This is a genomic window from Snodgrassella sp. (assembly GCF_024103505.1).
In the GTDB taxonomy this organism is placed as follows: domain Bacteria; phylum Pseudomonadota; class Gammaproteobacteria; order Burkholderiales; family Neisseriaceae; genus Snodgrassella; species Snodgrassella communis.
The window spans coordinates 90392-116652 of sequence record NZ_JAGGIJ010000007.1 but is presented as its reverse complement, the minus strand read 5'-3'; the positions used below and the strand labels follow the sequence as shown (position 1 = coordinate 116652).

The following is a 26261-nucleotide window of genomic DNA, read 5'->3' as shown; positions in this document are numbered from 1 at the left end:
ATCGCAATGCAGGTATTGCGATATCAGATTGCAGGTCAGGCTATAGGTTCGTATTTTATGGTTGAGCAGGTAGATGTGTAAATACCCCGATTTATTACACGATCCGAATATAAAATTAGCCAGCTTGTTTGGGTAATTACAAAACTTATATGCATGTTTAACGGAATTTGGTAAACCATCCAAACAGAATGTAGTTGAATCCTCGTTCAGAGCTTGGTTGATTTTTACTAATAGCAATCAATATAGATGAAATATTAAATTGCTGAAATTCATTTGATATTGCGCCGTTCATATACAGCCTGCGCTAAAGTACCGGCATCTACATATTCCAGCTCACTACCTAGAGGCATACCGTGTGCCAGTCGAGTGATTTTGGCTGGAAAATCTGCTAGTAACTGAGACAGAACATAAGCTGTTGCATTGCCTTCTGCGGTGAAACTGGTAGCAATAATGATCTCATCTACTTCATACTCCTGTAGTCGGGTAATCAATTTATCTAAAGCAATCGCTTGTAAATCAGCTCCCTGCGCCGGACTAACCTGCCCCATCAACACAAAATACAAACCATCATGACAATTGGCAGCTTCCATACTAGCCACATCTACCGGCATATGTACAATCATCAATCGCTTAGGATCGCGCTGCTCGTCAGCACAGATTTCACACAATTCACCTTCACAAAAAGTATTGCACAAACGACAATGATGCACCAGCATTAAGGCTGCCTGTATAGCAGCTACCAGTTCTTCTGCACCGGCACGTTTATGCTGTAACAATTCATAGGCCATGCGCTGCGCTGTTTTAGGACCAACGTTAGGCAGAATCTTTAATGCGTTTGTTAAACGGCTTAATGCATCGGTAGATTTAGTGCTCATTCTATTACTCATCAATAAATCGGTTACTGATTCAATTTAGCAGTAAATCCGCAACAAGCATCATTAACAGTATACAATTTTACTTGATTAATGCAATCAAAATTCCAGATATATTTATCAAAAGAAGTTTATTCTTTATAGTTAACTTTAAATCAGCCTACTGCCATTTTCGCAAAAAATTCACTATGGTGAAATTATTTCGCTTTGTATGGAGAATAATCTTACAAAGATTATTCTCCCATTTTAGTGAATTATTTAAAAAAATCACCCATACCCGCCGGTAGGTTCATTCCCTGAGTAAATTGCCCCATCCGCTCGGATGAAGTTGCTTCAGCTTTACGCACGGCATCATTCACAGCAGCAGCAATCAAATCTTCCAGCATCTCTTTGTCATCAGCAGCATCAGCTAACAGACTGTCATCAATATGGATGCGCTTTACACCGTAGTGACAGTTCATGGTCACTTTAACCATACCAGCACCAGATTCACCATCAACCTCTACATTAGCCAATTCCGCCTGCGCCTTTTTCATGCGTTCCTGCATTTGCTGCGCCTGCTTCATCAAACCACTTAAACCTGCTTTTCCAAACATGATAATTTCCTTATATTTCAAAATTAAAGGGAAAAAATTAAATAAATTTTTGCAATTATTTTTTTTCCAGACGCAAGCTTTCTGACACCCAGCTTGCATTAAATGTTTCCATCAGCATTTGCACTACAGGCTGCGCCTCTAGTATAGATTGTGCCTGTTGCTGTTCTTCAGCATGCAAACGCTGCTGGCGCATTTGCGGTGTCTCCAGTGTGCTCTGTTCCTGCCAGCTACAGGTATGCAGCTGAATCTGTCGTGCATAAACTTCAGACAAAGTTCCAGCCAGTCGGGTCAGTAGCTCGCGATTGGCTGTTGGTTCACCCTGCTCTGCCAGTGCAATAGTTAAATCACCACTATTCTCATCATAAGCAGCAATTGCTGTGTGCTGGCTAAATAATTGTACAGCCCCCAACCGATGCGCCAGCAAGGTTAAAATCTCCGGCCAATTCTCCGCCGTTAACGGTGGAAAATTATCTTTTACTAAAGTTGTTTCTTTTGCATCAGTTTGAGCTGGTATCAAGGTAACTGGATCTTCATTGCCCTGTTTGACTGATGTTTCTTCCTGCTTACCTGTTTCTTCTGTATCCACCGGTTCTGGTGCAACAAAACTGCTATCAGATGTATAAAGCACATCTTCCGCACTATTTACCCATGGCGGTGGCGGTTCATCATCAGTAACGGCAGACTGAGGAGAATGCATGAGTGATGGCGATACATTTTCTGGAGTGCTACTTACCGCTATAGCCGGTATTGGTTCACTAACTGTTTTCAATTCTACCTGTGCTGGTACCGCATCTGTCTGAGGTAATACCGCAGGCTGTGATACTGAAACCGAAGCTGGTTCAGTTTGCTTGATAACAGGAGGTGTCGCTGCTAGCTGATTATTTATCGCCGGCGCATTTTGCAATTGTGTTCCGTCAATCTGTCCATGCACACGCTGTGTATTCATTGCTGCCAACGGTGCAAAGGCCAGCATCCGCAACAATGTCATGACAAAGCCGGCCTTTTCATCTGGTGCCAGAGGTAAATCAGCTTTGCCCCGTAAGGCGCACTGATAATACAACTGAATCTGTTCACCGGAAAACAGGCTGGCAAGACGGGTTAAGGCTGCATATTCGGGTTCATCGGTACTAATTGCTGTTGGCACAGATTGCAATATTGTCAATCGTTGTAATAATAACGCCAGTTCAGTTAGTGCACTGTCAAAGCCCACTGCGCAACTGGCCATTTCTTCAGCTTTAGCCAATAAGGCCTGTCCATCACGTGCAGCTAGAGCATCCAGTAATGCATACAGATAGCTTTTATCTACTGCCCCAATCATATTGCGTACATCAGATTCAGTCACCATACCTGAACCAATAGCAATCGCCTGATCAAGCAGGCTGAGTGCATCGCGCATGGAACCAGCAGCAGCGCGACCTAACAGCAGCAATGCTGTATCTTCATAAGTAATCTGCTCTTGTTGCAATACATAGACCAGATGGTCATGTACCTGAGTACTATTCAGATTACGCAGTACAAACTGGAGACACCGGCTTAAAACCGTAATCGGCACTTTTTGCGGATCTGTAGTAGCCAGAATAAATTTGACATGTTCAGGAGGTTCTTCCAGTGTTTTAAGCATGGCATTAAAAGCACTTTTAGACAGCATATGCACTTCGTCTATAATATAGACTTTGTGGCGCCCCATTGTGGGCGCATACTGTGCGTTTTCCAGTACTTCACGGATATTATCAATGCCGGTATTGGAAGCAGCATCAATTTCCAGCACATCTACAAAGCGACCGGCATCAATCTGACGGCAGGAATCACACTGGTTGCATGGCTCTCCGTGCTCCGTATGCAAACAGTTCAGGCTTTTAGCCAGTATACGGGCAATGGTGGTTTTACCTACCCCACGCGTTCCTGTGAGCATATAAGCGTGATGTAAACGTCCTTTATCAAGTGCATTTATCAATGCCTTGACCACATGCTCCTGTCCCACTAAATCAGCAAACTTTTTTGGCCGCCATTTACGAGCCAATACTTGATAAGTCATAACTATCCGCTACTGCTTACGCAATAAACTAAATTGATAACTCGAAAGCCGGTTAAAGCAAATTCGAAAACTCTATATTGTAAACAAAAAATGATCTAAACGGTGCAAGGTATGGTCGATAACAGCAAATAAAATAGTTTTCTGTTTTTCAAGCAGATTGGTTAATATAACCTTGCAGGTGAAGCATAACAACTTGGAAAAGATTTTTAATTTTTATCAGATTGTATTTGAAAGTTAGTTCGAATAGAACTAATGGAGCTTATTTTTAAATTAATTTATCAGTCAATAAAGGTTCAAATAAATTTGATTTCGTTTATTTTTTTCTAAAATTTTATTTTATTATTCATTTGTTTACTATAGGATGTATCTGAAGAGTTTAATTGTCGCCACAAAAAATAATCATCGGCTCTTTTAAGTCTGGTTAGGTGTTCATAATTCTTTTTATTTAAATTTCTGCGAGGAAAAAATGTCTAAAATATTTTCTGTAAATCCGGATGTTTGGCAACTTCTCCCTGAACTTGAAATCGGCCTTGTATATGGATATCGTCATGAGTCTATAGATAAGGTTCCCGTAGATCTATTAACCAAAGCTAATCAGCAAGCTCTTAAATGGGTAATTGAAGATCCGATCAGTGCCAACCCGGTTATTAAATCATGGCGCGATACTTTTCAAAAATTTAAAACCAAGAAAGGGGCACATTGTGCAGTAGAGAATTTATTGAAAAGGGCTAAACAAGGCAAAGCAGTTAAACCAATAAATGGCTTAGTGGATGTTTATAATTCTGTTTCGTTAGAAATGGCTTTCCCTATCGGCGGATTTGATTTAGACAAGGTACATGGCAATCTTACTCTCTTGGTAGCCAAACAGAGTGAGGATTTCTGGGCAATCGGAGAAAGTGAAGCTGAAAAAACTTTGGTGGGAGAAATTATTTATCACGATGATGATTCTGTCCTGACCAGATGCTTAAATTGGCGTGATAGTACTACAACGGGATTAACAGCTACTACTCAAAATGTAGCATTTTTAATTGAAAATAATGACCCTCTACGTCATGCGGATTTTCTAGCTACTATTAATCTTTTACAAAAACGTTTGGCTGATTTTCTAGATATTAAAACCACTTCTAACGTTGTTAATCAAAAACAAGATTCATGTGAATTATCTTAAATTTATGATATAGAATTTTTATTCTATTTAATCTTTTATTTTATCGCTGAATAGTTAAATACAATATTTGTATGCTTAATCTGTATACGGTATATAAAAACAGCCATATTTATTATAAATGGCTGTTTACTTTAAGCTAATGCCAATTCTACAATTTGGTACTACTATAACTTAGGCCATTGGCAATCTGGCGAACTGCTGCCACATAATGCCGGCTGTGATTGTATTGCCAGATAGTATAGAAATTATTCAGTCCAAACCAGTAATCATATTTACCGGAAGATTTTTCTAAACGATATAAAATACCTTTTTCCTGATTACCAATCTGTGCCGGAATAATCACTCCTAGCTGGCGTAGCTGGCCAGCGGTATACTTCAGGGCAGTGGGTTCATCAATAATTTGCTGTAACTGTGGCGTTATCTGCATCGCTACTGGTACAGCAATCGGCGCATCAGACTGCCAGCCATGCTGTTTCATGTAGTTTGCTACTGATGCTAGTGCATCTCCTGTGTTGCGCCATATATCCCGATGGCCATCACCATCCCAGTCTACAGCATACTGACGAAAACTGGATGGCATAAACTGCGGCATACCCATTGCTCCGGCATAGCTACCTTTGAAATTAAACGGATCCTGTTTTTCTTCATAGACTAGTTGCAAGAATTCTGCTAATTCACGTTGGAAATATTCTGCCCGACGCGGGTAGTGATAGCCCAATGTAGTCAATGCATCTGCTATCCGGTATGTACCCATTGTGGCACCATAGTTAGTTTCAATACCCACTATGGCTACCAGCAGTTGTGGAGCCACACCATAGTGTTTAGATACAGCCTGAATAACTTCAGCATTATTCTGCCAAAAAATATTCCCGCTACTAATGCGAATATTATTGGCATTGTTCTGTACAAATGTATACCACGGTAATGAAGTCCCCGGCCTATCCATTCCTCGGATAATACTTGGCCGGTAGCGCACTTGCCGAAAGAAATTTTCCAACTCTACCCTGCTGTAATGCTCATGCTTGACCTCATTATCGATAAAACGATTAACATCACTACGGCTTAGTAAATCTATTCCACTATCAGTTAAAGCAAATACTTTTTCATCCACAGGCGACGGTATATTTGCTGTGGCAACTGGCAGAACGGTGTTTTCATTTACAGGCTGTGTGCTTTGACAGGAAGCCAGCAATAAAGCAGTACATATAATCCGAACTAATTTCATTATTATGGTTCCTAGCATATGCTAAATGCACATTTTATACTATTTTTACCATTAATAACAAAAAAGCTGTCTGGAGCAATCCAGACAGCTTACATTATCCTGATGTGTGGTCAGTTATACTTATTCAGCAGCAGCAACGATAGTTACTGTAATAGCAGCAACGGCATCGCTGTGCAAAGCTACTTCAATCTCATATTCGCCAATGGCTTTCAGCGGGCCATTAGGCAAACGTACATTGGCTTTTACCACTTCCACGCCAATCGCAGCTTTAATTGCTTCTGCAATATCGTGGGTGGTTACAGAACCAAATAAACGACCATCCACACCAGCCTTTTGGGCAACGCTGATATTCTGACCATCCAACTTCAGTTTGCGTGCTTCAGCATCAGCCAGCACAGCTGCCTGATGTGCTTCATATTCAGCACGTTTTTCTTCAAATGCGGCCAGATTGGCAGCATTGGCGCGCTGCGCCTTACCTTGAGGAATCAAGAAATTACGCGCATAGCCATTTTTCACATTAACCAGATCACCCAGATTACCTAGGCCACCGACTTTTTCTAACAAAATAATCTGCATAATAAATCTTCCTTATTATTTATGTTGATCGGTGTAAGGCAGTAAAGCCAGAAAACGGGCACGTTTTACCGCAGTAGACAGCTGACGCTGATAATGTGCTTTGGTTCCAGTAATGCGCGCCGGAATGATTTTACCATTTTCGGTAATAAAATCCTTTAACAAATCAACTGCTTTGTAGTCAACCTGTTTAATGCCTTCCGCTGTAAAGCGGCAAAATTTTCTACGTTTGAATGATTGACGAGCCATGTCGTTTAACCTTTATATTCACGAATTTGTTGGATATGCAGTACTGGGCGGGAGTGGTAAATACCTTTCTGGCTGAGAAAGCCACTGATTTCCACCATAGTTCCCAGCTGATACGGCCAGTTTTTAGCTAAATCACCCAGTACTTTCGCCTGAATTTCTACTTTCGTCAGATACTGCTGTTGCAGTTCCGTCTGCCATGATTCATGTGTAAGCCACATGGTCAGCACCGGCAAACCGGCGGGGGTATAGCGTAAATTGTCCAGACTTTTAATCTGTGCACACAGGCATAATTGATTCAGCAAACCAGCCTCAATAAATTAATCAGGCTTCAGCTTGTTCTGAAGCTGCTTCAGTGCTGTTACCCGCTAACAGATTCTTGGACTTCTCTTCTTTCATCATCGGAGAAGCTTCAGTTACTGCTGCGTCCATTTTCACAGTCAGATGACGCAATACTGCATCATTAAAGCGGAACGCAGTTTCAATTTCGTCAATCACTTCAGGTGTGGTTTCAACATTCATTAACACATAGTGTGCTTTGTGAATTTTGTTGATTGGGTAAGCCAGCTGACGGCGCCCCCAGTCTTCCAGACGGTGAATTTTACCGTTGGCTTCGGTAATCATGGTTTTGTAACGTTCAACCATGGCACCGACCTGTTCGCTTTGATCCGGATGGACAATGAACACGATTTCATAATGACGCATGTGTACTCCTTGTGGCTAATCAATCCCTTTACCATGCGAAGTGCAAAGGGCAAGGTTGGAAAACCTGCTATTATAAGCATCTTTGCATCTAGAATCAATTAAAAACCAATGGTATCAGTCTTATTCTATAAAATCAGTTCAAACTTATGTTTTGATGAATAACTTTATATGGGCTATTAAGCACAGATTCGCCATTTACCAATATTGTAGCTTTTCATATCCAGTTAGAACTATTTCATATATCACTACTAAATTTAATAACAACAGTTTACAGAGCTACTCGAAAACGCCTAACATTAATACTACTTACCAACCTCTTTTCTTTGCCTCACTATGATTAACTATTTCGACTCTATGTTTGCTCGCAAAGAATTTCTGGCACGACTGATAGTCCATAGCTTAAAAACCACTTCCGGTTGGCTAGAAGTAGCCTGTGCAATCATGATTATGATTGGCACTTACTGGTTTAGCCTGAAAATTTTATCAGTTATATCCAGACACACTCAGCAGCGATACGTTAAATTTCCGATGCTGCTTCATTTATTTTCGCGCCTTTTATGGCCGGTAATATTGTTTATCAGTACGGTCATTGCTATGGTGATATGGCGTACTACTACTGGTGAATCAGTATTATGGTTACAACTCACGGCCTTTACCGCGCGCTGGTTACTGATGATTCGCCTCATTATGGCTGTATTGCATAACGCTATTCCCAATAACCGCTTTAATGAGCGCTATGAGCGTTCACTGTCGACTTTTTTATGGGTATGCTTTCTGCTATGGCTCACCAGTCTGGATACTTTTATTATTCATCTGCTGAAATCACTGGCTCTACCTGTGGGCTCAACCAGTCTGAGCCTTTATACTGTTATTACAGGCAGCATTATTGTTGGGATTGCTATCATTATTGCTATGTGGCTGTCGCGCATAACAGAACAACGTATTCTGAAAGCAGATAAGCTGGATATCAATCTGCGTTATGTACTGGTTAAAATCGTTAAAACTCTGCTGGTAATCATTGCGGTACTGATTGCTCTACCGATGGTAGGTATCAATCTGACTATTCTTTCGGTATTTGGTGGCGCGCTAGGCGTTGGCCTCGGGTTAGGCTTACAGAAAATCGCCAGTAATTACGTATCTGGCTTCATTATTCTGGCAGACCATTCTGTGCGTCCGGGAGACCGCTTGAATATTAACAATTTCACTGGCTATGTCACTAAGATAACTGCACGCTTTGTGGTATTACGCAGTAGCGATGGTTCTGAAGCGCTGATTCCAAACGATACTTTCGTTTCCAATACTGTTATCAATGATTCTTACTCCAGTAAAATCATGTCTACCAATCTGACTTTACAAGTCGCCTATAATACCGATCTACCTCTGGCACTGGAAATATTGAAAGAAGCTGCCGCCAAACAGGCACGGGTATGTGATGATCCTAAACCTAACAGCTTTGTTACTGGTTTTGCTGATTCCGGAATTAACCTGTATGTAAATTACTGGATTCATGATCCGGAAAACGGCTTTATGAGTATTAATTCGGCGATTTTACTGGAAATCTGGACTCGTTTTAAAGAAGTGGGCATTAAGTTTTCTTTCCCACAGCAGGAAATACGCATTTTGAATGATGCAGAAGATCCGATTGCCTGTCATACAACACCCAGACCGGCAAATCATGCAACGATGCAATCTGCCTATCCAGAACCACTACCTACTGCATTAAATATTTCGTCTTCCTACCATTCCAGCCAGCAAACGAGTCATGATTAACATTAAACAATATAAACAGCCAATATCTGTACTGGTTATTGTTTACAATAACCTCCGGCAGATATTATTACTGGAGCGCGCAGATAAACCCGGCTACTGGCAATCTGTCACAGGCAGTCAGGAGCTGGGTGAGACTATAGAACAGACTGCGCTAAGAGAATTGGCTGAAGAAACTGGCATTCACAGTGATACGATTCATAACTGGCATCAGTCAAGTGTATTTGAAATTTACCCGCACTGGCGCCATCGCTATGCTCCTGGTGTTACTCATAATACCGAACATGTTTTTTCTTTATGTATTGCCGCAGATACCCCTGTTCATCTGGCACCAAGGGAGCATTTACGTTATATGTGGTGTTCTCTTGAACAAGCAATTGAGCAGGTATTTTCTCCTTCTAACCGTGCTGCACTATGGCAATTACCACAACTCTGGTAATTTGATTCACCGGTCACTTTTATGAACACCTATACTATTGCTACCTATAATATTCATAAAGGTATGTCCGCACTCAATCAGAAAGTACAGCTTTCTCAGATGGCCTCTGCTTTACAGCAGCTTGCTCCAGATATTCTATTTTTACAGGAAGTACAAGGGCTCAATAGTAAGCGGGCAGAAAACATTCCAGACTTTCCCCAGCAGCCACATTACCAGATTCTCAGCGAACGGCTGGACTATCACGTTAGTTATGGCCGTACTGCTCGCTATAAATATCGTGATCATGGCAATGCTATATTAAGCCGCCATCCTATTATTACTTGTCATAATCTGGATATCAGTGTCAATAATCTGGAACAGCGTGGTCTTTTGCACTGTGAAATCCAACTACCTCAATGGTCACGATCTTTGGTGTGTCTGTGCGCTCATCTTAATCTGCGTGAACCGGATCGCATTAAACAGTACCAAACCATTTCCGACTACATTGAAAGTGAAATTGATCCAGCCAATCCATTAATTCTGGCTGGCGACTTCAATGACTGGCGCCAGCGATCATATGACAGTCTGGGCTTGAAGTTAAATATGTATGACGCATTCTGTACCTACCCTAATGCACCAAAAACTTTTCCGGCGCGTTTGCCTATTTTGAGTCTGGACAGAATCTTTACCCGTCATTTAAGTGTACTTGAGGCTAAACCTTTAAGTGGCCTCCCGTGGCAAAAACTTTCTGACCACTTGCCTTTATACGCTATCATTGCGCCCGAATAGACCGGCATTTAATTCAGACAATAGATTAGAGGTTGTCTTGGCTATGAGATAACTAAAGGCTGGAACAGGAGAAGTAATTTCTCCCTACCATCACGCTGTTTTTTTTTCTAAAGTTTAATCAGATAAAAGGCATATTTCTGCTTTTTAGCGGATTTGCTCTTTTCTTAACTGCTATTGACACCAGAATGCTTTTATTTCAAAGCAAGAATTAAAACGACAATATGTTTTCTGGGTATGATTGATTTGCTCTTATTAGATATCATTATAATTTATTTAGGAATAACAGGATTTTTAAAAATATTCAGTAAATTGTCTATTCGAGATATTCTGGTTCAGCATTTCTGTTTATTTATGGCGTACAAGACTTTTATGCTGCATTAGCTTAAACATCAACACTGAAACTAAGCAAAATTGAAAGAAGTTTATTAATTGGCTATTTTTCGATTAAGCTAAGGGCGCCATATATTTATCTCTGTTGTGTAATAAAATATTTTCTGGAAGAAATTAGGTTCTTTTATAAAAGTTGTCATATGAAGTACAGGCTATGGTTTGTAGTTCTATAATTTAATTTGATAGCCAGTTTTCTGACTTTATTTGTTTTCTGTCTTGATAATATTAAAAATTATTTGTATCAATAAATTTATTGCTTAGGGTTACTATGAAGTTCAGTAGATTCTGCTATTAACACCCTGTAGTCAGCAAACGCCCGCGTGTAGGCAGGTAGTTAGTACTACTACTTAAAAAGGTTTAGAATGATAAATCAAATCTCACAATACCTAATTGGTGAGGATTCCGAGCTAATTTATTCAGTTGGCAGTATTTCTACTCCATAAAATATCAGGATTACTATTATGAATTTCCCTCCTCGAATCATGCCTAATACCCGTCTGCGTCGTATGCGGCATGATGATTTTTCACGTCGCATGATGCGTGAAACTATATTAACCGCCAATGATTTTATCTTGCCTGTATTTGTGCATGAGGAACTCGGCCGTACTCCTGTTGCATGTATGCCCGGAGTCGAACGTCTATCAATTGATGAATTATTAAAGGTAGGTGAACGGGCACTGGAACTAGGTGTACCGGTTCTGGATTTGTTTGGCGTACCCAATTCAGACAGCAAAACCGCAGACGGACGCGCTGCATGGGATGACAATGGAGTGATTCAGAGGGCTATCCGCGCTTTAAAGTCACGCTTTCCTGAACTGGGCGTGATGGCAGATCAGGCTCTTGATCCTTATACTACACATGGACAGGATGGTATCCCAGACGAAAATGGTTATATTCAGAATGATGAAACTATTGAAGCTATTATTAAGCAGTCATTGTCACATGCTGATGCCGGTGCCGACATTCTTTCTCCAAGCGATATGATGGATGGCCGTATTGGGGCTATTCGCGCTGCTCTAGAAGAAAATGGTTTTATTCATACACGGATCATGTCTTACTCAGCCAAATATGCCTCTGCTTTCTACGGGCCATTTCGCAGCGCAGTAGGCAGTGCAGGTAATTTGGGTAAAGGCAATAAATATACTTACCAGATGGATCCAGCAAACAGTAATGAGGCACTGCATGAGGTAGCACTGGATATTGCTGAAGGTGCGGATATGGTAATGATTAAACCTGGCCTGCCCTATCTGGATATAATCAGACGAGTTAAAGATGAATTTGCAGTTCCTACTTATGCTTATCAGGTATCCGGTGAATATGCAATGTTGCAGGCAGCGATTCAGAATGGCTGGCTTGATGCAGATAAGGTAATTCTGGAAAGTCTGCTCGCATTTAAACGTGCTGGTGCAGATGGCATTCTCACTTATTTTGCACTGGATGCTGCACAACAGCTGCGCCAATAATGTGCTAATTCGATCCATAAATATATTGTAACGCTATGGTTGTATTCCGCCGTGCCAGTAAATGCTTTGTTTTATATTAACCAGCTTGAGACGGAATGCAATCATAGGTTGAAACAGCTCGCATAGATCTTTCATTTAAATATTTATATGTAAATACAATTAACAGAAAAGTTTTTAATTCATTTGTCATTTACATTAAATCTTACAGAGTGCTTTAATTATCCTGCACTTTACTTTGCCATATAACAATAAAACTGCTTTTTCCACCATTTTCAGTTGAATCGGTATGATAATTGCTTATACATGCCGTCCATTGGTAAAGTTGCTATTGTATGCAAATTTTATGCTTATAAAATATAAGATTATTAATTCTCTTATCTAAATTAATAGATGCTCTGTTTGTTTTGTTTTATCAATGAAAGTGATGCTGTCTGACTTGTGTATACATATTTACAACACATTGCTGCTCATTCAAGGCTAATTCTTCTTATAGATTCGATATTGAAAACAAATAACTAAAATACAAAATCAGCAGATTTAGTTTTCAGGCATTTTAAAAATATTTCATAAAGTAGCAGTTTATTTTCAATAATGAATAAACTTGACTTAGATTAAACTTTTTAATTATCATCAAGGCAACAGAAGATGTAAATATAGCAATGGCTATTTTGTTATATCAGAAAACAAAGAAATTATTTTTGATATATATATCATATATTTAACATTTACAATTAAACTGACTTTATTACAACAAAAATGTAATCTCTTTTTAATAATTATATGTTAATGATTGTATTGATATCTTAAAATAATTGTTAACTTTAACGTTAATACATCTAATATTACTCTATTAAATTTAAACAACCACATGTTTATTATGGATAATATATCCTCCCCGATAATCATTAATCTTTTTTTCTGGTTATGATGCCGATATTATGCTGGTTCTGACTAATATACAGTTTCTCAACATTGTCTTAAAATAGTAATTCCCGTTTTTTACAAACGTTAATCGTGTTTCCCGTAATGTTGAGGTCGTTACATGAAATTAAGTAAGCTCTCAGGGATAGTATTGACGACGCTGATCGGCACGCTTCTTTTAAGTGGCTGTGATGCTGCTCTGCTAAATCCTAAAGGCCATATTGGTCAGGAAGAACGCTCGCTGATACTGACAGCCATAGGCTTGATGTTGATAGTGGTTATTCCGGTAATTATTATGGCAGTTCTGTTCTCTTTGAAATATAAAGAGGGTAGTAATGCTAAATATTCTCCGAAATGGGCGCATTCCAATAAACTTGAGGCCGTAGTTTGGGGCGTTCCTATCCTGATTATTCTCATTCTGGGAACAATCACTTGGAAAACCACTCATTCTCTGGATCCTTATCGTCCGCTGGAAAGTGATAAGAAGCCTGTGGTAATCGAAGTAATTTCATTAGACTGGAAATGGCTGTTTATCTACCCGGAATATGGCATTGCCACTGTTAATGAAATTGCTTTCCCGAAAGATACTCCGGTGGAATTCAAAATCACTTCCAATACAGTGATGAACTCATTCTTCATTCCCCAGCTGGGCAGCCAGATTTACGCTATGGCAGGTATGCAAACCAAGCTCCACTTGATTGCTGATACAGCCGGTGAATACAAAGGTATTTCATCTAGCTACAGCGGTGCCGGTTTTTCTGGTATGAAATTTACTGCAATTGCTACACCGGATGAAGCCAGCTTCAATCAGTGGGTGGATAAGGTGAAACAATCACCCAATACACTTAATGATATGGCTGCATTCAACAAACTTGCGGCACCAAGTCAATTCCACAAAGTGGAATATTTCTCCAGCGCCAATCCAAGTTTGTATGGCAATGTGATTGCTAAATTTGCCAATCACAATATGCCTGCTGCGCTACAGGCCAGCACTGCTAGCAGTGCTGAGTAAGCTTGCGAGGAAATAATAATGTTCGGAAAATTATCTTTAGATGCGATACCGTTCCATGAACCTATTGTCATGGTGACGATTACAGCTATCATTGTCATTGGTTTGGCATTGGTAGGTGCAATTACGTATTTTCATAAATGGAGCTACCTCTGGAAAGAATGGTTTACCTCCGTTGATCACAAACGTATTGGTATTATGTACATCATTGTCGCTGTAGTGATGCTGGTACGTGGTTTTGCCGATGCAGTTATGATGCGTGGTCAGCAGGTACTAGCCTCTTCTGGTACCAGCGACGGCTTTTTGCCACCTCATCACTATGATCAGATTTTCACCGCCCACGGTGTAATCATGATTTTCTTTGTAGCGATGCCTTTTGTAATCGGTTTGATGAATTTTGTCATTCCGCTGCAATTAGGAGCGCGTGATGTGGCTTACCCGTTCTTAAATAATCTGGGGTTCTGGTTCACTGCTGTCAGTGTGGTACTGGTTAATCTTTCTCTGGGTCTGGGTGAGTTTGCTCAAACTGGCTGGCTGGCCTATCCGCCTTTATCTGGTCTGGAATTCAGCCCGGGTGTAGGCGTGGATTACTGGATATGGAGCTTGCAAATATCGGGAATCGGCACAACACTGAGTGCGATTAATTTTATTGCTACCATTCTGAAAATGCGCGCTCCGGGCATGACTATGATGAAAATGCCTATTTTCTGCTGGGCATCTTTCTGCAGCAATATTCTGATTCTGACTTCTTTCCCGATTCTGACTGCATCTGTAGCCATGCTGACATTAGACCGTTACCTCGGTACCCATTTCTTTACCAATGAACTGGGCGGTAACATGATGATGTACATTAATCTTATCTGGGCATGGGGTCACCCAGAAGTGTATATTCTGATATTGCCGATATTTGGTGTGTATTCAGAAGTTACTGCTACTTTCTCTCGTAAAACCATGTTTGGTTATACCTCTATGGTATGGGCAACCGTGTGTATTACCATTTTGTCATTCATCGTATGGCTGCACCACTTCTTTACCATGGGTTCAGGAGCCAATGTCAACGCGTTCTTCGGTATCGCCACCATGATTATTTCCATCCCTACTGGGGTGAAAATCTTCAACTGGCTGTTTACCATGTATGAAGGCCGCATTTCTTTCCATGTACCAATGCTGTGGACTGTAGGCTTTATTATTACTTTCTCCGTTGGTGGTATGACAGGCGTGCTGCTGGCCGTACCGGGTGCTGACTTCGTACTGCATGGCAGTTTATTCCTGGTTGCCCACTTCCATAACACCATTATTGGTGGTGTGGTATTTGGTCTGTTTGCTGCGCTTAATTACTGGTTCCCGAAAGCATTTGGCTTCAAACTGGATGAAAAATGGGGCAAACGTGCTTTCTGGTGCTGGTTTATCGGCTTCTTTGTAGCATTTATGCCATTATATGCACTTGGCTTTATGGGTATGACCCGTCGTCTGAGCCAACATATTGATCCGGCTTTCCATACTTTACTGTGTGTAGCCGCTGCCGGTGCTGCCATTATTGCTCTGGGTGTAGTGTGCATGGTGATTCAAGTTATTGTTTCCTGTCTGCATCGCAAGGAAAACCTTGATGTTACTGGTGACCCATGGGATGGTCGTACACTGGAATGGTCTACTTCTTCTCCAGTACCTTTCTACAACTTCGCCACACAACCACAGGTTGAAAGCCGTGATGCATTCTGGGACGAAAAAGAAAAAGGTATTGCTTATAAAAAACCAGCTAAATATGAAGAAATTCATATGCCGAAAAACACTGCTGCCGGTTTGGTTATCGGGGTGTTCTCGCTGATTTTCGGTTTTGCCATGATCTGGCATATCTGGTGGATGGCTATCGTTGGCTTCGCTGGTATGATTATTAGCTTCATTGCCAAGAGTTTCGACACGGATGTGGATTATTATGTGCCGGTTGCTGAGATTGAAGCTATTGAAAGCAAACGTTTTGATGAATTAACTAAAGCAGGACTGAAATAATGTCAACTGAAACCTTGATTCACGGTAAGGCACTTGAACACGCTCACCACGATAACGGTTCACTGAAGGTATTCGGATTCTGGATTTACCTGATGAGTGACTTGATTCTGTTTTCCTGTCTGTTTGCCACTTATATCGTACTCCTGCCGGGCACGGCTGGTGGTCCGAGTGGTAAGGACATTTTCGAGCTGCCTTTTGTGCTGGTGGAAACTTTTGCTCTTTTGTTGAGTTCCATTACTTACGGTTTTGCCGTACTGGCAATGAATCGTAATAATCAGACTCAGGTTTTATTATGGCTGGTTATTACCTTTGTATTCGGCGCCTGCTTCATTGGAATGGAGTTATATGAATTCCATCATCTGATTACTCATGGTATGGGTCCTGATCGGAGTGGCTATCTTTCTGGCTTCTTTGCACTTGTGGGTACTCATGGTCTGCATGTTGCTGCCGGTTTGATTTGGATGGCTGTGATGTTGATTCAGGTAGCTTCACGAGGTCTCACCAGTGTTAACCGCATGCGTATCAATTGTCTGAGCCTGTTCTGGCACTTTCTGGATATTGTGTGGATTTGCGTGTTCTCTATTGTATATCTGTTGGGAGTTGCGTTATGAGCCAGTTAAACCATCAAGATCATATCCCACAACATGGCAATGCTAAAAACTATATTATTGGTTTTATTTTGTCGGTGGTTTTAACTCTGATTCCGTTTCTAATGGTCATGAACCACTCAGCAGATAAAACAACTTTGTTTGCTGTGATTGTGGTTACTGCTGTTTTACAGCTTATTGTTCAGTTGGTATGTTTTCTCCATCTTGGCAGTAATCCTGAGGAACGCTGGAATCTGATTTCTTTTATTTTCACCGCAATTGTGATTGTATTGCTGGTAGGTCTTTCCATCTGGATTATGTGGAGCCTCAATGCAAACATGGTGTTAGGCTAAAGGCAGTTCATGATTAAACCATACCTGCAGGTAACAAAACCAGGTATTATCGTCGGCAATCTTATTTCGGTTGTCGGCGGGTTTTTACTGGCAGCCAAAGGCAGCATAAATGATTCCCTGCTTATCCTTACTCTGCTGGGCGTGTCTTTGGTTGTAGCCTCTGGTTGTGCGTTCAATAATCTGATCGATCGCGATATTGATCCGAAAATGGAACGTACCAAAAACCGTGTACTGGTGCGCGGTCTGGCTTCTGCGCGTGTTACCTTTGTGCTGGCCACGATACTGGGTATTACTGGATTTGCTGTGCTTTACTTTGGCGCAAATCCACTGGCCATGTGGTTATCGGTTATGGGCTTTGTGGTTTATGTAGGGGTTTACAGTCTCTATATGAAACGGCACTCGGTTTACGGAACATTAATTGGCAGTTTATCCGGTGCCGCACCACCCGTTATTGGGTATTGTGCAGTAAGCAATAATTTTGATGCGGGTGCACTTATTCTGCTGGCGATTTTCAGCCTCTGGCAGATGCCACATTCCTATGCCATTGCAATTTACCGCTTTAAGGATTATCAGGCTGCCAATATTCCAGTTTTACCAGTAGTTAAAGGCATTGCAGTAGCAAAGCACCATATCACGTTTTATATTATTGCCTTTATGTTTGCGACATTGATGCTGTCTATCGGCGGCTATGCCGGATATAAATATCTGGTGGTAGCTGCGGCTGTCAGTGTATGGTGGCTGTGCATGGCATTATCTGGTTATAAAGCCCAGAATAATGACCGTATATGGGCACGCAAACTGTTTGTGTTTTCGATTATTGCCATCACTACTTTAAGTATAATGATGTCGGTAGACTTTATGACTCCGGCTTCATCAACTGTGATAAGTCTAGCTGGCTGATAGTGTGAACATAAATATATAACAATACGCAAACCAACCTGCCTTTGTTTCTTTTACAATAGGCAGGTTTTTCTTTTAAGCTGTATTCAAAATGAATGGCAAGTATAACGATACACAAATGAGTGTTGCTGAAAAACGGGCAACCTGGGGACTAGGAGCTGTTTTTTCACTGCGCATGCTCGGTATGTTTATGGTACTGCCTGTTCTGACTACCTATGGCATGAGATTACAGGATGCCAGTGAAAGCCTGATTGGATTGGCAATCGGAATTTATGGTCTGATGCAGGCAGTTTTACAGATTCCATTTGGCTTGTGGTCTGACCGTTTTGGTCGCAAGCCTTTAATTGTTGTCGGTTTATTGATTTTTACTCTGGGCAGTATTATTGCAGCTGTAACTACTTCCATTTGGGGAGTTATTCTGGGACGCGCTTTACAGGGCAGTGGCGCAATTGCAGCGGCAGTAATGGCTTTGCTATCGGATCTGACCCGTGAACAGAATCGTACGAAGGCGATGGCTTTTATTGGCATCAGCTTCGGCATCACTTTTGCGATTGCCATGGTAAGTGGACCAATAATCACACATGCTCTAGGTTTACATGGTTTATTCTGGGTAATTGCAGCACTGGCACTAGCCGCTATTGCGCTTACTTTATTTTTTGTTCCTGACAGCAATGTCCATATTCTTAACCGTGATTCAGGTATGGCACGTGGCAGCTTTGGCACGATGTTGCGTAATTATTCGCTGTTTAAGCTGAACATCGGTATTTTTTGTATGCATTTTTTGCTGATGTCAACTTTTGTTGCCCTGCCGGTGCAACTTGAACATGCAGGTTTTCCGGCAGTCAAACACTGGCAGATTTATCTGTATACGATGCTGATTGCTTTTATCACTGTTCTGCCACCAATTATTTATGCTGAAAGCAAACGAAAAATGCGGCGGGTGTTTATCTTCTGTGTTGCCGTGATACTAATTGCTGAAACTATATTATGGCTGGCTGATACTTCTTTCTGGCCATTGGTTGCAGGTGTATTATTGTTCTTTATTGCCTTTAATCTGATGGAAGCACTCCTGCCCTCATGGGTAAGTAAGGAAGCACCAGCCGGTTATAAAGGCACGGCAATGGGTATCTATGCTACAGGACAATTTCTGGGCGTGGCCTGTGGTGGCACAATTGGTGGCTGGCTGGCTGCACACACTGGTGCGCATACGGTATTCTTATTTGGAGGTGGATTGACTTTTGCGTGGCTGCTGCTTAGTTTTACTATGCGGGAACCACCCTATTTAGCCAGTCTGCGCTTAACTCTGAATCATAAACAGATTTTGCCCAACAATACCCAGCAGCAATTAATACAATTGGCTGGCGTACATCAGGTTTTGATTATGCCCCAAGAGCACAGTATCTATGTCAAAATCGATAGTAAAATCACCAACCGAAAACAGCTGGAAGCATTTATCAATACCATTACCAATTAAATAAATACAGGCACAGGCCAGTGATGATTAATATGGCTGGCTTATGCCTGTCTATTAAATACGCCAGAAAGATTTACAAAAATCTCAGATTATCCTGTTAGTTCTGTTGTGTTTGATGCCGTTTCGAATACTTGCATGATTTCATTGGCTAATACAATTTGGCTATCTACAACCTTAGTGGCTCCAGCCTGAATAAATAACAGTTTGTCTTTCTCATATCTGCTGAAAGTTACAATTTGTAATTGCGGATTGAGCGCCAGTGCCGCCTTGATAATCGCTACCACTTCGGTTGTATTCTGAATAGTAATAATCAGGTTTTTGGCCTGAGCCACAAATACAGCATCCAGCATACCATCTGATAATGCATGCCCGTATGCGACAGGTATCTGGCGTGCACGCAGTTCTGTCACTACCTCAAGACGGTTTTCCTGTACATACACCGTTTCATTCTGTTCCTGTAAATGCCTGATTACTTCCTGGCCAACCGGACCGGCACCCACCAGTACTGTATGATTGCTTACAGGTGGCGCTACCGCCATATCCTCATCAATAAAATAAATCGATACAGGTTTAATTGGTGCAGCCACTTTCGCATGAGGCTTATCTGACAACATGCCACTATCAGTCACACTGGCTGTTGCTACTGTTTTCTGCTGTGACTGTTTTTCCAGATAACGATTCAGCCAGACAAATAAAAATGGATTACAGATGATTGAAATCAGGGCACTGCCCAGAATCAGGTCACTGGCCAATGGTGGCAAAATTTTGTATACCGTGCCTAGACTGGCAATCATAAATGAAAATTCACCAATCTGAGCCAGTGCCACAGCAATTGTCAAAGCTGTTTGTGGGGGATATCTGAATATGCGTACAATCAAAAAGGCTCCCAGACTTTTGCCTACTACCACTACCAGCAAAGTAGCCAATAGTAGTAATGGTTCACGAATAATAATGCTGGGGTCAAACAGCATGCCTACTGAAACAAAGAAAAGTACAGTAAAAAATTCACGCAAGCCGCTGGAGGCATCCTCGGCAGTGTGATTCATGCTGGTTTCACTAATGATGGCACCTGCAAAAAAAGCACCCAGTGCAAACGATACACCAAAAAGATAATTAGCCAGTATGGCACAACCCAAAGCAATTGCAATTACAGCCAGCCGAAAAAGCTCGGGACTACCTGTACTAACTACTCGCTGTAAAGACCATGGAATCAATTTGCGGCCGAGAAACAGCATCACTACGACAAAAGCAATAATCTGTACACTGGTTTTACCAAGTAAATAAAGCAGGTTGGCGCCAGAAACACTGCCTTGTCCGGATAAAACCGGTGCCAGTGCCGGAATCATCACTAGCACAAATACCATGGCTATGTCCTCGACAATCAGCCAGCCGGTAGCTATTCGTCCCTGAGTAGAATCATCCAGATGCCAGCGTTGTAAAGCGGCTATCAGCACAACAGTAGAAGCACATGACAGTGCTAAGCCAAACACCACGCCAGTACCGGTACTCCAGCCGGCCAGCCACGCCAGTAACCAGCCCAGTAATGTAGCCAGTGCTATCTGAATCAATGCGCCCGGTATGGCTACACGTTTTACGGCCAGTAAATCACGAATAGAGAAATGCAGTCCTACTCCGAACATCAGCAAGATTACGCCCAATTCAGCCAGTTGTTGCGACAAGTGCATATCAGCGGTAAAACCTTTGGTATATGGACCTACGATGATGCCCGCCAACAGATAACCGACAAGTGGCGGCATTCGCAGCTTATGCGCAATATAGCCAAGTACAAAGGCAAAAAATAAACCGCCAACGATGGTTTCAACCAATGGAAATGAATGGTGCATTGCTTTTCCAGAGTAATAGTTAGTAACAGTAAATAATCTATACTAACGAAAAAATCCCGACATATAAAAGCTTTTATAGTCTTTTAGGTTATAATTGCTGTTTCTTATCCAGATTTTTCATATCTTAGTGCTTAGATATCCTTATTTACTGACACCTGCGTCACTTACCAAGGTAGCTAAGATGGGCAGATTGGTGCGTAACTTCCACTTACTAGACTGAAAAAGGTTATATTGCGGTTTTCGGTAGCCTAGTTAAAAAATACTTAATTTTATGCCAGTCTTGTACTTAATAACGATTGTTAAATCCACTATAATATTGGTTTAGGAAGGTATTTATTAATGACACGAGACAGAACACCACCGGTAATAGCCTATCCGGGTAAAAGCGCATTATTTATCACCCTTGGCATTCAGGATAATGATGCAGCTATTGCCAGAGTGCTCGAATTCATCACCGGTTTTTCAGCTTTAATACGCAGTATGCATGGCCGTTTTCACCACGAAAACTTCAATGCATTAATGGGGATTGGCGCTGATGCATGGGACAGATTGCGTCCGGGAAAACCGAAACCAAAAGAGCTTGTACCCTTTACCGCAATCAAAGGTGCCAAACACACTGCTGTGGCCACGCCGGGCGATCTGTTTTTTCATATTCGTGCAGACCGTCAGGATATCTGTTATGAGATGGCTGCAATGATTCATGAATTGCTGGCTGAGGCAACTTATTCTATTGATGAAGTAAATGGTTTTCGTTACCTTGACGGACGTGCCATTATCGGTTTTGTTGACGGCACGGAAAACCCTGACGACATAACCAGAACTGATTATGCACTGGTAGGCGATGAAGACCCTTTATTCCGCAACGGTAGCTATGCCTTTACCCAGAAATACCTGCATAATATGCAGGCGTGGCGACAATTATCAGTAGAGGAGCAGGAAAAAGTTATTGGTCGCCGCCGTTTCAACGATATTGAGCTTTCTGATGAAGAAAAGCCGAAAACAGCACACAGCAATGTAAGTAAAGCTTATGATGCCGAAGGTAATGAGCTGAAAATCGTTCGTGCCAATGTTGCATTTGCCCAGCCATCTAAAAATGAGTACGGCACATTTTTTATCGGTTATGCACGTTCTTTTGCGGTAACACGCCAAATGCTGCAACATATGTTTACTGGTAATGCTGAAGGGCATGTAGACCGCCTGCTGGATTTCAGTACGCCAGTTAGTGGCAGCCTATATTTTATTCCGGCACCTGATTTGCTGGATGAATTTGATTCGTAAGTTACTATTGCATGTTTTTAATTAAGAGGAATCTGCTACTAGCTGCGACAGATTCAAATTAACAATGACTTATTACAACATTTCAATAAAGGAAAACTGTTTGCATGGGTAGTGTACTTTTTTTACAGGCAATCACGGTTATTTTTTCGCTGTCTATTGTCACCACACTATTAAATAAACGTTTATTTGATATGCCTCAGGCCATTGGTGTGCCAATTGTTTCAGCGATTCTGGTATTTTCACTGCAATGGGGCATGAATCTGTTCGGGCGCAATCATTTTATCCATGTGGATATCATGGCGTTAAAAGCCGCTGTTAGCCATATTAACTTTTATGATTTTCTGGTAAACGGCGTAATCTGTTTTATTCTGACCTCCTCTGCTCTGAAATTCAGGATTTCCGATTTAAAACGCTACTGGCGCCAGATTCTGATTCTGGCTACATTGGGTCTACTGTTATGTTCAGCACTCTTTGGCAGCCTGCTTTATGCATTCCAGTTTCTGGTTGGCGATCATGTGCCTTTGCTAATATTGTTACTGCTTGGATCGGCTCTTGGTGCCACAGACCCTATCGGAATCAAGGGTGTATTAAGCTCAGTGCGCACACCCCGCCATTTAATGGTTAAGCTGGAAGGTGAATCATTATTCAATGATGCCATGTGTATCGTGGTATTCATGACTATTCTTACCTTGATTAACGGACAGCATGTTTCACCAATTGGTGTGGTTGAGAATTTTTTCTATGAAATCATTGTTGCGGTGATTATCGGATTTATTTTCGGTACTGGTGCACTGCGTCTCTTACATGGCAAACATGAAAATGAATCATTGATTCTGGCAACGGCATTACTGGCTTCCGGTTCATATCTGGTAGCTTATTTTGCTCATGCATCTGGCCCGATTGCCTGTGTGGTAGGAGGCCTGATTGTCGGCAACAAATGGCAGGAAATATTACAGAAGAAAGAAATTGATGACGTCAACAATTTCTGGCATGCAGTAGAAGGTATTATCAATTCATTTTTGTTTACTCTGATCGGTCTGGAGCTCTTTATCGTTGATATGAGCAAAACGCTGGTTATCGGCGGTATTGTGGCGTTTATATTGCTCCATCTGAGCCGTTTCATTGGCAATATACTGGCATTTATGCTGTTTCCGAAAGTCTACAAAAAAAGCTATCATGGCAGCCTAACTATTCTGTCATGGGGCGGCGTACGTGGCGGTATTTCACTGGCTCTGATTCTGGCCGTAGCCAATATGCCGGCACTGGCCAAATACAGTGATATTCTGGTCGGATATACCTTTATCTGCGTTCTGCTTTCCGGTGTAGTATGTGGTCTTGGTTTGCCTGAAGTGCTCAATGCGTTTTATCACAATCCAAATGAACCAAAAAGCGGTTTTCGTGGCTGGTATCAGCGCCAGTGCCATCGTTTTAACCGCAGTGGTGTTATGTATACTATTGAAGAGCGTTCTGACGGTTCAGAATACATTTCTGTATATAACCCGATAGCTGTGGCGACAGCGGCCGCTGATCCAAGTGAAGAAATTGCATTGACTCCTGAAGAGTTAAAGCAGAAAGTAGATAAACTGGAAAATCCAGATAATTTCTAGTTGAACCAGTAAAGGCCAGCATAAACATGCTGGCCTTACTTTATGATGCATCATTTCAAAACAAATTCTGGCTGGCTGCTTTACTCACCCAGTTGAGCTTCAACAAACTGTTTAACTGCTGCGGGATCATTATCCATCACGGTAACATGTTGTGGTAAATCCTCCAGTCCGGCCAGATTATCAGGGCGTGGAATTTTTACGCTATTCCCAACTGCCTCGTGAATGGTTTGAGCAAATTTAGCTGCCTGCGCGGTTTCCAGACAGATAATGATTTCGCCGGCTTCTCGTAACTGCCGTGCCACCTTTACCCCATCTGCGGTATGCGGATCAATTAGTTGATTATCTTCTGCATAGACCTGAGCAATGGTTTGCATACGGTCAGCATGGGTACTTTTACCGGCAGCAAAACCATACTGATGCTGAATTTTATCCATGAGATGGCTTAAATCAAATCCTTGACCAGATGCAACCTGCTGCCACAGCTGCTGAATCTGTTCGCCATCATGATCAAGCAAGTCATAAACAAAGCGTTCAAAATTAGAGGCTTTGGAAATATCCATCGATGGACTGGAAGTCACAAAAGTATGTGCAGCATCACGAGGGCGGTAATGGCCGGTATTGAAAAATTCGTTCAATACATCGTTTTCATTAGTAGCGACAAGCAAACGGTGAACAGGCAGCCCCATACTACGTGCAATATGACCGGCCAGCACATTGCCAAAATTACCACTGGGTACGCAAAATGATACTTTTTGTTCATTGGAATTTGTAGCAGCAAAATAACCTTTAAAGTAATACACCACCTGAGCCACAATTCTCCCCCAGTTAATGGAGTTGACCGTACTCAGGTGATAATGCGCCTTGAATGCATGATCATTCTGCAATGCTTTTACAATATCCTGACAATCATCAAACATCCCTTTAATCGCAATATTAAAAATATTGCTGTCCTGCAAACTGTACATCTGCGCACGTTGAAAATCGCTCATCTTGCCAAATGGCGATAACATGAATACATTTACCCGCTCCTTGCCACGCAAGGCATACTCAGCGGCAGAACCCGTATCACCGCTGGTGGCGCCAATAATATTCAGATAACGGTTTTCTCGCTCCAGCACATATTCAAACAGATTTCCTAACAACTGCATGGCCATGTCTTTAAATGCGAGTGTTGGCCCATTCGAAAGTGCCTCAATGCAGATACCATCATGTAATATTCTCAACGGGGTAATTTCAGCATGACCAAACACTTCTGCGCTATAGGTTTTATTAATGATTGCCTGCAAATCTGCTTTAGGAATATCGGTAGCAAACAGACTGATAATCTGCATAGCCAACTCCGCATAACTTAAGGAGCGCCACTCATGCAGGGTAATTGCATCAATCTGTGGATAGTTTTGTGGTAATAATAAGCCACCATCATCGGCTAGACCGGCCATTAATGCCTGACTGAAGCTTTTGGGTACGGTCTGACCTCTGGTACTAATGTATTTCATTATTTCTCCTGTATGATTATTCAATCATATCTGAGTCAAATTAATAATGCTGTATGTTTAAGCTGCATGTCTCAGCCTGAGATGAAAAAAATACAGCTACCCTTTGCTGGCGAACCTGAGGATCAACCATCTTTGCCACATCTTTGATATTGAGCTGGTGTTTAGTGCGTTCAGCAACACAACTACAATATTGCTTACGTACGTCTGAAAGATCAATTGTTCCTAATCCTCTGATACGCAGTGGCTTGCTCAACTGACGCTGACATTCCTGATTAATCATATAGCCGGCAATGCCAGAAATTAATCCGTATTCTGACTTCTGGTCATATTTAATATAAGCACCTGCTATCGCTAATATAAAGCACATCAAAAATAATAATCTAATCATTGATCTTTTCAGTTGCATGAAATACAGACTAAAACACAACTATCCTCTTTAGATGTCTCGGTATATTGATTATACACATAATGCAAAAGTTATTCGTCGGGCAAAACGCATACAATCAGGTACAATATAATACATTAACTACCGTGTATT

General features: G+C 41.5%; 24 protein-coding genes. 13 read left to right on the top strand and 11 right to left on the bottom strand.

Annotated features, from left to right (window positions below; all coding sequences use genetic code 11):
* Window positions 1–269: 269 nt before the first annotated feature.
* From recR to dnaX, 3 genes are all read right to left on the bottom strand, one after another.
* A complete protein-coding gene (gene recR, locus J6578_RS08400) occupies window positions 270–875 on the bottom strand; it encodes a recombination mediator RecR (RefSeq protein ID WP_239424129.1) in 606 nt (201 codons plus the stop codon).
* Window positions 876–1126: 251 nt separating this feature from the next.
* On the bottom strand, window positions 1127–1468 hold the full coding sequence (locus tag J6578_RS08395) for a YbaB/EbfC family nucleoid-associated protein (RefSeq protein WP_093091599.1): 342 nt from the start codon (window positions 1466–1468) through the stop codon (window positions 1127–1129).
* Between the two features lie 55 nt (window positions 1469–1523).
* A complete protein-coding gene (dnaX, locus tag J6578_RS08390) occupies window positions 1524–3503 on the bottom strand; it encodes a DNA polymerase III subunit gamma/tau (RefSeq protein WP_287954362.1) in 1980 nt (659 codons plus the stop codon).
* 466 nt (window positions 3504–3969) lie between these two features.
* On the opposite strand from dnaX, the gene J6578_RS08385 reads away from it, so the two are divergent.
* Window positions 3970–4671, top strand: a complete 702-nt coding sequence (locus tag J6578_RS08385; protein ID WP_287950685.1) for a B3/B4 domain-containing protein — start codon at window positions 3970–3972, stop codon at window positions 4669–4671.
* A 148-nt stretch (window positions 4672–4819) separates the two neighbouring features.
* Here the strand turns inward: J6578_RS08385 and mltB are convergent, their stop codons facing one another.
* The 5 genes from mltB to rpsF all read right to left on the bottom strand — a co-directional run bounded on the left by mltB (window position 4820) and on the right by rpsF (window position 7420).
* Complete coding sequence (gene mltB / locus J6578_RS08380; protein ID WP_287954360.1) at window positions 4820–5896, bottom strand: lytic murein transglycosylase B; 1077 nt, start codon at window positions 5894–5896, stop codon at window positions 4820–4822.
* 120 nt (window positions 5897–6016) lie between these two features.
* Window positions 6017–6472 carry a 50S ribosomal protein L9 gene (gene rplI, locus J6578_RS08375; RefSeq protein ID WP_093091591.1) on the bottom strand — a complete coding sequence of 152 codons (456 nt, stop codon included), beginning with the start codon at window positions 6470–6472 and terminating at the stop codon, window positions 6017–6019.
* A gap of 15 nt (window positions 6473–6487) precedes the next feature.
* The gene (rpsR, locus tag J6578_RS08370; protein ID WP_025330416.1) at window positions 6488–6718 is read right to left on the bottom strand and encodes a 30S ribosomal protein S18; all 231 of its coding nucleotides are present in this window, start codon (window positions 6716–6718) and stop codon (window positions 6488–6490) included.
* Between the two features lie 5 nt (window positions 6719–6723).
* A complete protein-coding gene (gene priB / locus J6578_RS08365) occupies window positions 6724–7020 on the bottom strand; it encodes a primosomal replication protein N (protein ID WP_287954359.1) in 297 nt (98 codons plus the stop codon).
* A gap of 19 nt (window positions 7021–7039) precedes the next feature.
* On the bottom strand, window positions 7040–7420 hold the full coding sequence (gene rpsF / locus J6578_RS08360; RefSeq protein ID WP_037405210.1) for a 30S ribosomal protein S6: 381 nt from the start codon (window positions 7418–7420) through the stop codon (window positions 7040–7042).
* 354 nt (window positions 7421–7774) lie between these two features.
* Here rpsF and J6578_RS08355 point away from each other — a divergent pair, with 354 nt between their 5' ends.
* The 10 genes from J6578_RS08355 to J6578_RS08310 all read left to right on the top strand — a co-directional run bounded on the left by J6578_RS08355 (window position 7775) and on the right by J6578_RS08310 (window position 19498).
* Window positions 7775–9190: a mechanosensitive ion channel family protein gene (locus J6578_RS08355; RefSeq protein WP_287954357.1), complete on the top strand. Its 1416-nt coding sequence runs from the start codon at window positions 7775–7777 to the stop codon at window positions 9188–9190.
* Complete coding sequence (gene nudB / locus J6578_RS08350; RefSeq protein WP_176715052.1) at window positions 9183–9626, top strand: dihydroneopterin triphosphate diphosphatase; 444 nt, start codon at window positions 9183–9185, stop codon at window positions 9624–9626. Before J6578_RS08355 ends, nudB begins: the two co-directional genes overlap by 8 nt.
* A gap of 21 nt (window positions 9627–9647) precedes the next feature.
* A complete protein-coding gene (locus J6578_RS08345) occupies window positions 9648–10394 on the top strand; it encodes an endonuclease/exonuclease/phosphatase family protein (RefSeq protein WP_093091587.1) in 747 nt (248 codons plus the stop codon).
* An 851-nt stretch (window positions 10395–11245) separates the two neighbouring features.
* Entirely contained in the window at window positions 11246–12247 is a 1002-nt protein-coding gene (hemB, locus tag J6578_RS08340; protein ID WP_100150583.1) for a porphobilinogen synthase, read from the top strand.
* Between the two features lie 1042 nt (window positions 12248–13289).
* A complete protein-coding gene (cyoA, locus tag J6578_RS08335) occupies window positions 13290–14180 on the top strand; it encodes a ubiquinol oxidase subunit II (RefSeq protein WP_093091583.1) in 891 nt (296 codons plus the stop codon).
* An 18-nt stretch (window positions 14181–14198) separates the two neighbouring features.
* Complete coding sequence (gene cyoB, locus J6578_RS08330) at window positions 14199–16184, top strand: cytochrome o ubiquinol oxidase subunit I (RefSeq protein WP_287954355.1); 1986 nt, start codon at window positions 14199–14201, stop codon at window positions 16182–16184.
* On the top strand, window positions 16184–16795 hold the full coding sequence (locus J6578_RS08325) for a cytochrome o ubiquinol oxidase subunit III (RefSeq protein ID WP_093091579.1): 612 nt from the start codon (window positions 16184–16186) through the stop codon (window positions 16793–16795). Before cyoB ends, J6578_RS08325 begins: the two co-directional genes overlap by 1 nt.
* Window positions 16792–17124 carry a cytochrome o ubiquinol oxidase subunit IV gene (cyoD, locus tag J6578_RS08320; RefSeq protein ID WP_037405203.1) on the top strand — a complete coding sequence of 111 codons (333 nt, stop codon included), beginning with the start codon at window positions 16792–16794 and terminating at the stop codon, window positions 17122–17124. Before J6578_RS08325 ends, cyoD begins: the two co-directional genes overlap by 4 nt.
* 9 nt (window positions 17125–17133) lie before the next feature.
* A complete protein-coding gene (gene cyoE, locus J6578_RS08315; protein ID WP_287954353.1) occupies window positions 17134–18024 on the top strand; it encodes a heme o synthase in 891 nt (296 codons plus the stop codon).
* Between the two features lie 91 nt (window positions 18025–18115).
* Window positions 18116–19498 (top strand): MFS transporter, encoded by a 1383-nt coding sequence (locus J6578_RS08310; protein WP_287954351.1) that lies wholly within the window; start codon window positions 18116–18118, stop codon window positions 19496–19498.
* Between the two features lie 89 nt (window positions 19499–19587).
* Here the strand turns inward: J6578_RS08310 and J6578_RS08305 are convergent, their stop codons facing one another.
* Window positions 19588–21342: a cation:proton antiporter domain-containing protein gene (locus J6578_RS08305; protein ID WP_239364590.1), complete on the bottom strand. Its 1755-nt coding sequence runs from the start codon at window positions 21340–21342 to the stop codon at window positions 19588–19590.
* Between the two features lie 339 nt (window positions 21343–21681).
* Here J6578_RS08305 and J6578_RS08300 point away from each other — a divergent pair, with 339 nt between their 5' ends.
* Window positions 21682–22620: a Dyp-type peroxidase gene (locus J6578_RS08300; RefSeq protein WP_287954349.1), complete on the top strand. Its 939-nt coding sequence runs from the start codon at window positions 21682–21684 to the stop codon at window positions 22618–22620.
* Between the two features lie 104 nt (window positions 22621–22724).
* Window positions 22725–24227, top strand: coding sequence for a cation:proton antiporter (locus J6578_RS08295; RefSeq protein WP_093091569.1), 1503 nt, complete (start codon window positions 22725–22727; stop codon window positions 24225–24227).
* Between the two features lie 80 nt (window positions 24228–24307).
* Here the strand turns inward: J6578_RS08295 and thrC are convergent, their stop codons facing one another.
* Together thrC and J6578_RS08285 are read right to left on the bottom strand one after the other, a co-directional pair.
* Window positions 24308–25723: a threonine synthase gene (thrC, locus tag J6578_RS08290; RefSeq protein ID WP_287954347.1), complete on the bottom strand. Its 1416-nt coding sequence runs from the start codon at window positions 25721–25723 to the stop codon at window positions 24308–24310.
* 40 nt (window positions 25724–25763) lie between these two features.
* The gene (locus J6578_RS08285; protein ID WP_144362299.1) at window positions 25764–26129 is read right to left on the bottom strand and encodes a hypothetical protein; all 366 of its coding nucleotides are present in this window, start codon (window positions 26127–26129) and stop codon (window positions 25764–25766) included.
* Between the last annotated feature and the right edge of the window lie 132 nt (window positions 26130–26261).

Bases quoted from the DNA above. Each gene is read 5' to 3' on its own strand.
- recR (WP_239424129.1), bottom strand. From the start codon at position 875: ATGAGCACTAAATCTACCGATGCATTAAGCCGTTTAACAAACGCATTA.
- J6578_RS08310 (WP_287954351.1), top strand. From the start codon at position 18,116: ATGAATGGCAAGTATAACGATACACAAATGAGTGTTGCTGAAAAACGG.
- J6578_RS08295 (WP_093091569.1), top strand. From the start codon at position 22,725: ATGGGTAGTGTACTTTTTTTACAGGCAATCACGGTTATTTTTTCGCTG.
- nudB (WP_176715052.1), top strand. From the start codon at position 9,183: ATGATTAACATTAAACAATATAAACAGCCAATATCTGTACTGGTTATT.
- dnaX (WP_287954362.1), bottom strand. From the start codon at position 3,503: ATGACTTATCAAGTATTGGCTCGTAAATGGCGGCCAAAAAAGTTTGCT.
- mltB (WP_287954360.1), bottom strand. From the start codon at position 5,896: ATGAAATTAGTTCGGATTATATGTACTGCTTTATTGCTGGCTTCCTGT.
- cyoA (WP_093091583.1), top strand. From the start codon at position 13,290: ATGAAATTAAGTAAGCTCTCAGGGATAGTATTGACGACGCTGATCGGC.
- hemB (WP_100150583.1), top strand. From the start codon at position 11,246: ATGAATTTCCCTCCTCGAATCATGCCTAATACCCGTCTGCGTCGTATG.
- J6578_RS08345 (WP_093091587.1), top strand. From the start codon at position 9,648: ATGAACACCTATACTATTGCTACCTATAATATTCATAAAGGTATGTCC.
- cyoB (WP_287954355.1), top strand. From the start codon at position 14,199: ATGTTCGGAAAATTATCTTTAGATGCGATACCGTTCCATGAACCTATT.
- rpsF (WP_037405210.1), bottom strand. From the start codon at position 7,420: ATGCGTCATTATGAAATCGTGTTCATTGTCCATCCGGATCAAAGCGAA.
- thrC (WP_287954347.1), bottom strand. From the start codon at position 25,723: ATGAAATACATTAGTACCAGAGGTCAGACCGTACCCAAAAGCTTCAGT.
- rpsR (WP_025330416.1), bottom strand. From the start codon at position 6,718: ATGGCTCGTCAATCATTCAAACGTAGAAAATTTTGCCGCTTTACAGCG.
- J6578_RS08300 (WP_287954349.1), top strand. From the start codon at position 21,682: ATGACACGAGACAGAACACCACCGGTAATAGCCTATCCGGGTAAAAGC.
- J6578_RS08395 (WP_093091599.1), bottom strand. From the start codon at position 1,468: ATGTTTGGAAAAGCAGGTTTAAGTGGTTTGATGAAGCAGGCGCAGCAA.
- rplI (WP_093091591.1), bottom strand. From the start codon at position 6,472: ATGCAGATTATTTTGTTAGAAAAAGTCGGTGGCCTAGGTAATCTGGGT.
- J6578_RS08385 (WP_287950685.1), top strand. From the start codon at position 3,970: ATGTCTAAAATATTTTCTGTAAATCCGGATGTTTGGCAACTTCTCCCT.
- cyoE (WP_287954353.1), top strand. From the start codon at position 17,134: ATGATTAAACCATACCTGCAGGTAACAAAACCAGGTATTATCGTCGGC.
- J6578_RS08355 (WP_287954357.1), top strand. From the start codon at position 7,775: ATGTTTGCTCGCAAAGAATTTCTGGCACGACTGATAGTCCATAGCTTA.
- cyoD (WP_037405203.1), top strand. From the start codon at position 16,792: ATGAGCCAGTTAAACCATCAAGATCATATCCCACAACATGGCAATGCT.
- J6578_RS08325 (WP_093091579.1), top strand. From the start codon at position 16,184: ATGTCAACTGAAACCTTGATTCACGGTAAGGCACTTGAACACGCTCAC.
- J6578_RS08305 (WP_239364590.1), bottom strand. From the start codon at position 21,342: ATGCACCATTCATTTCCATTGGTTGAAACCATCGTTGGCGGTTTATTT.
- J6578_RS08285 (WP_144362299.1), bottom strand. From the start codon at position 26,129: ATGCAACTGAAAAGATCAATGATTAGATTATTATTTTTGATGTGCTTT.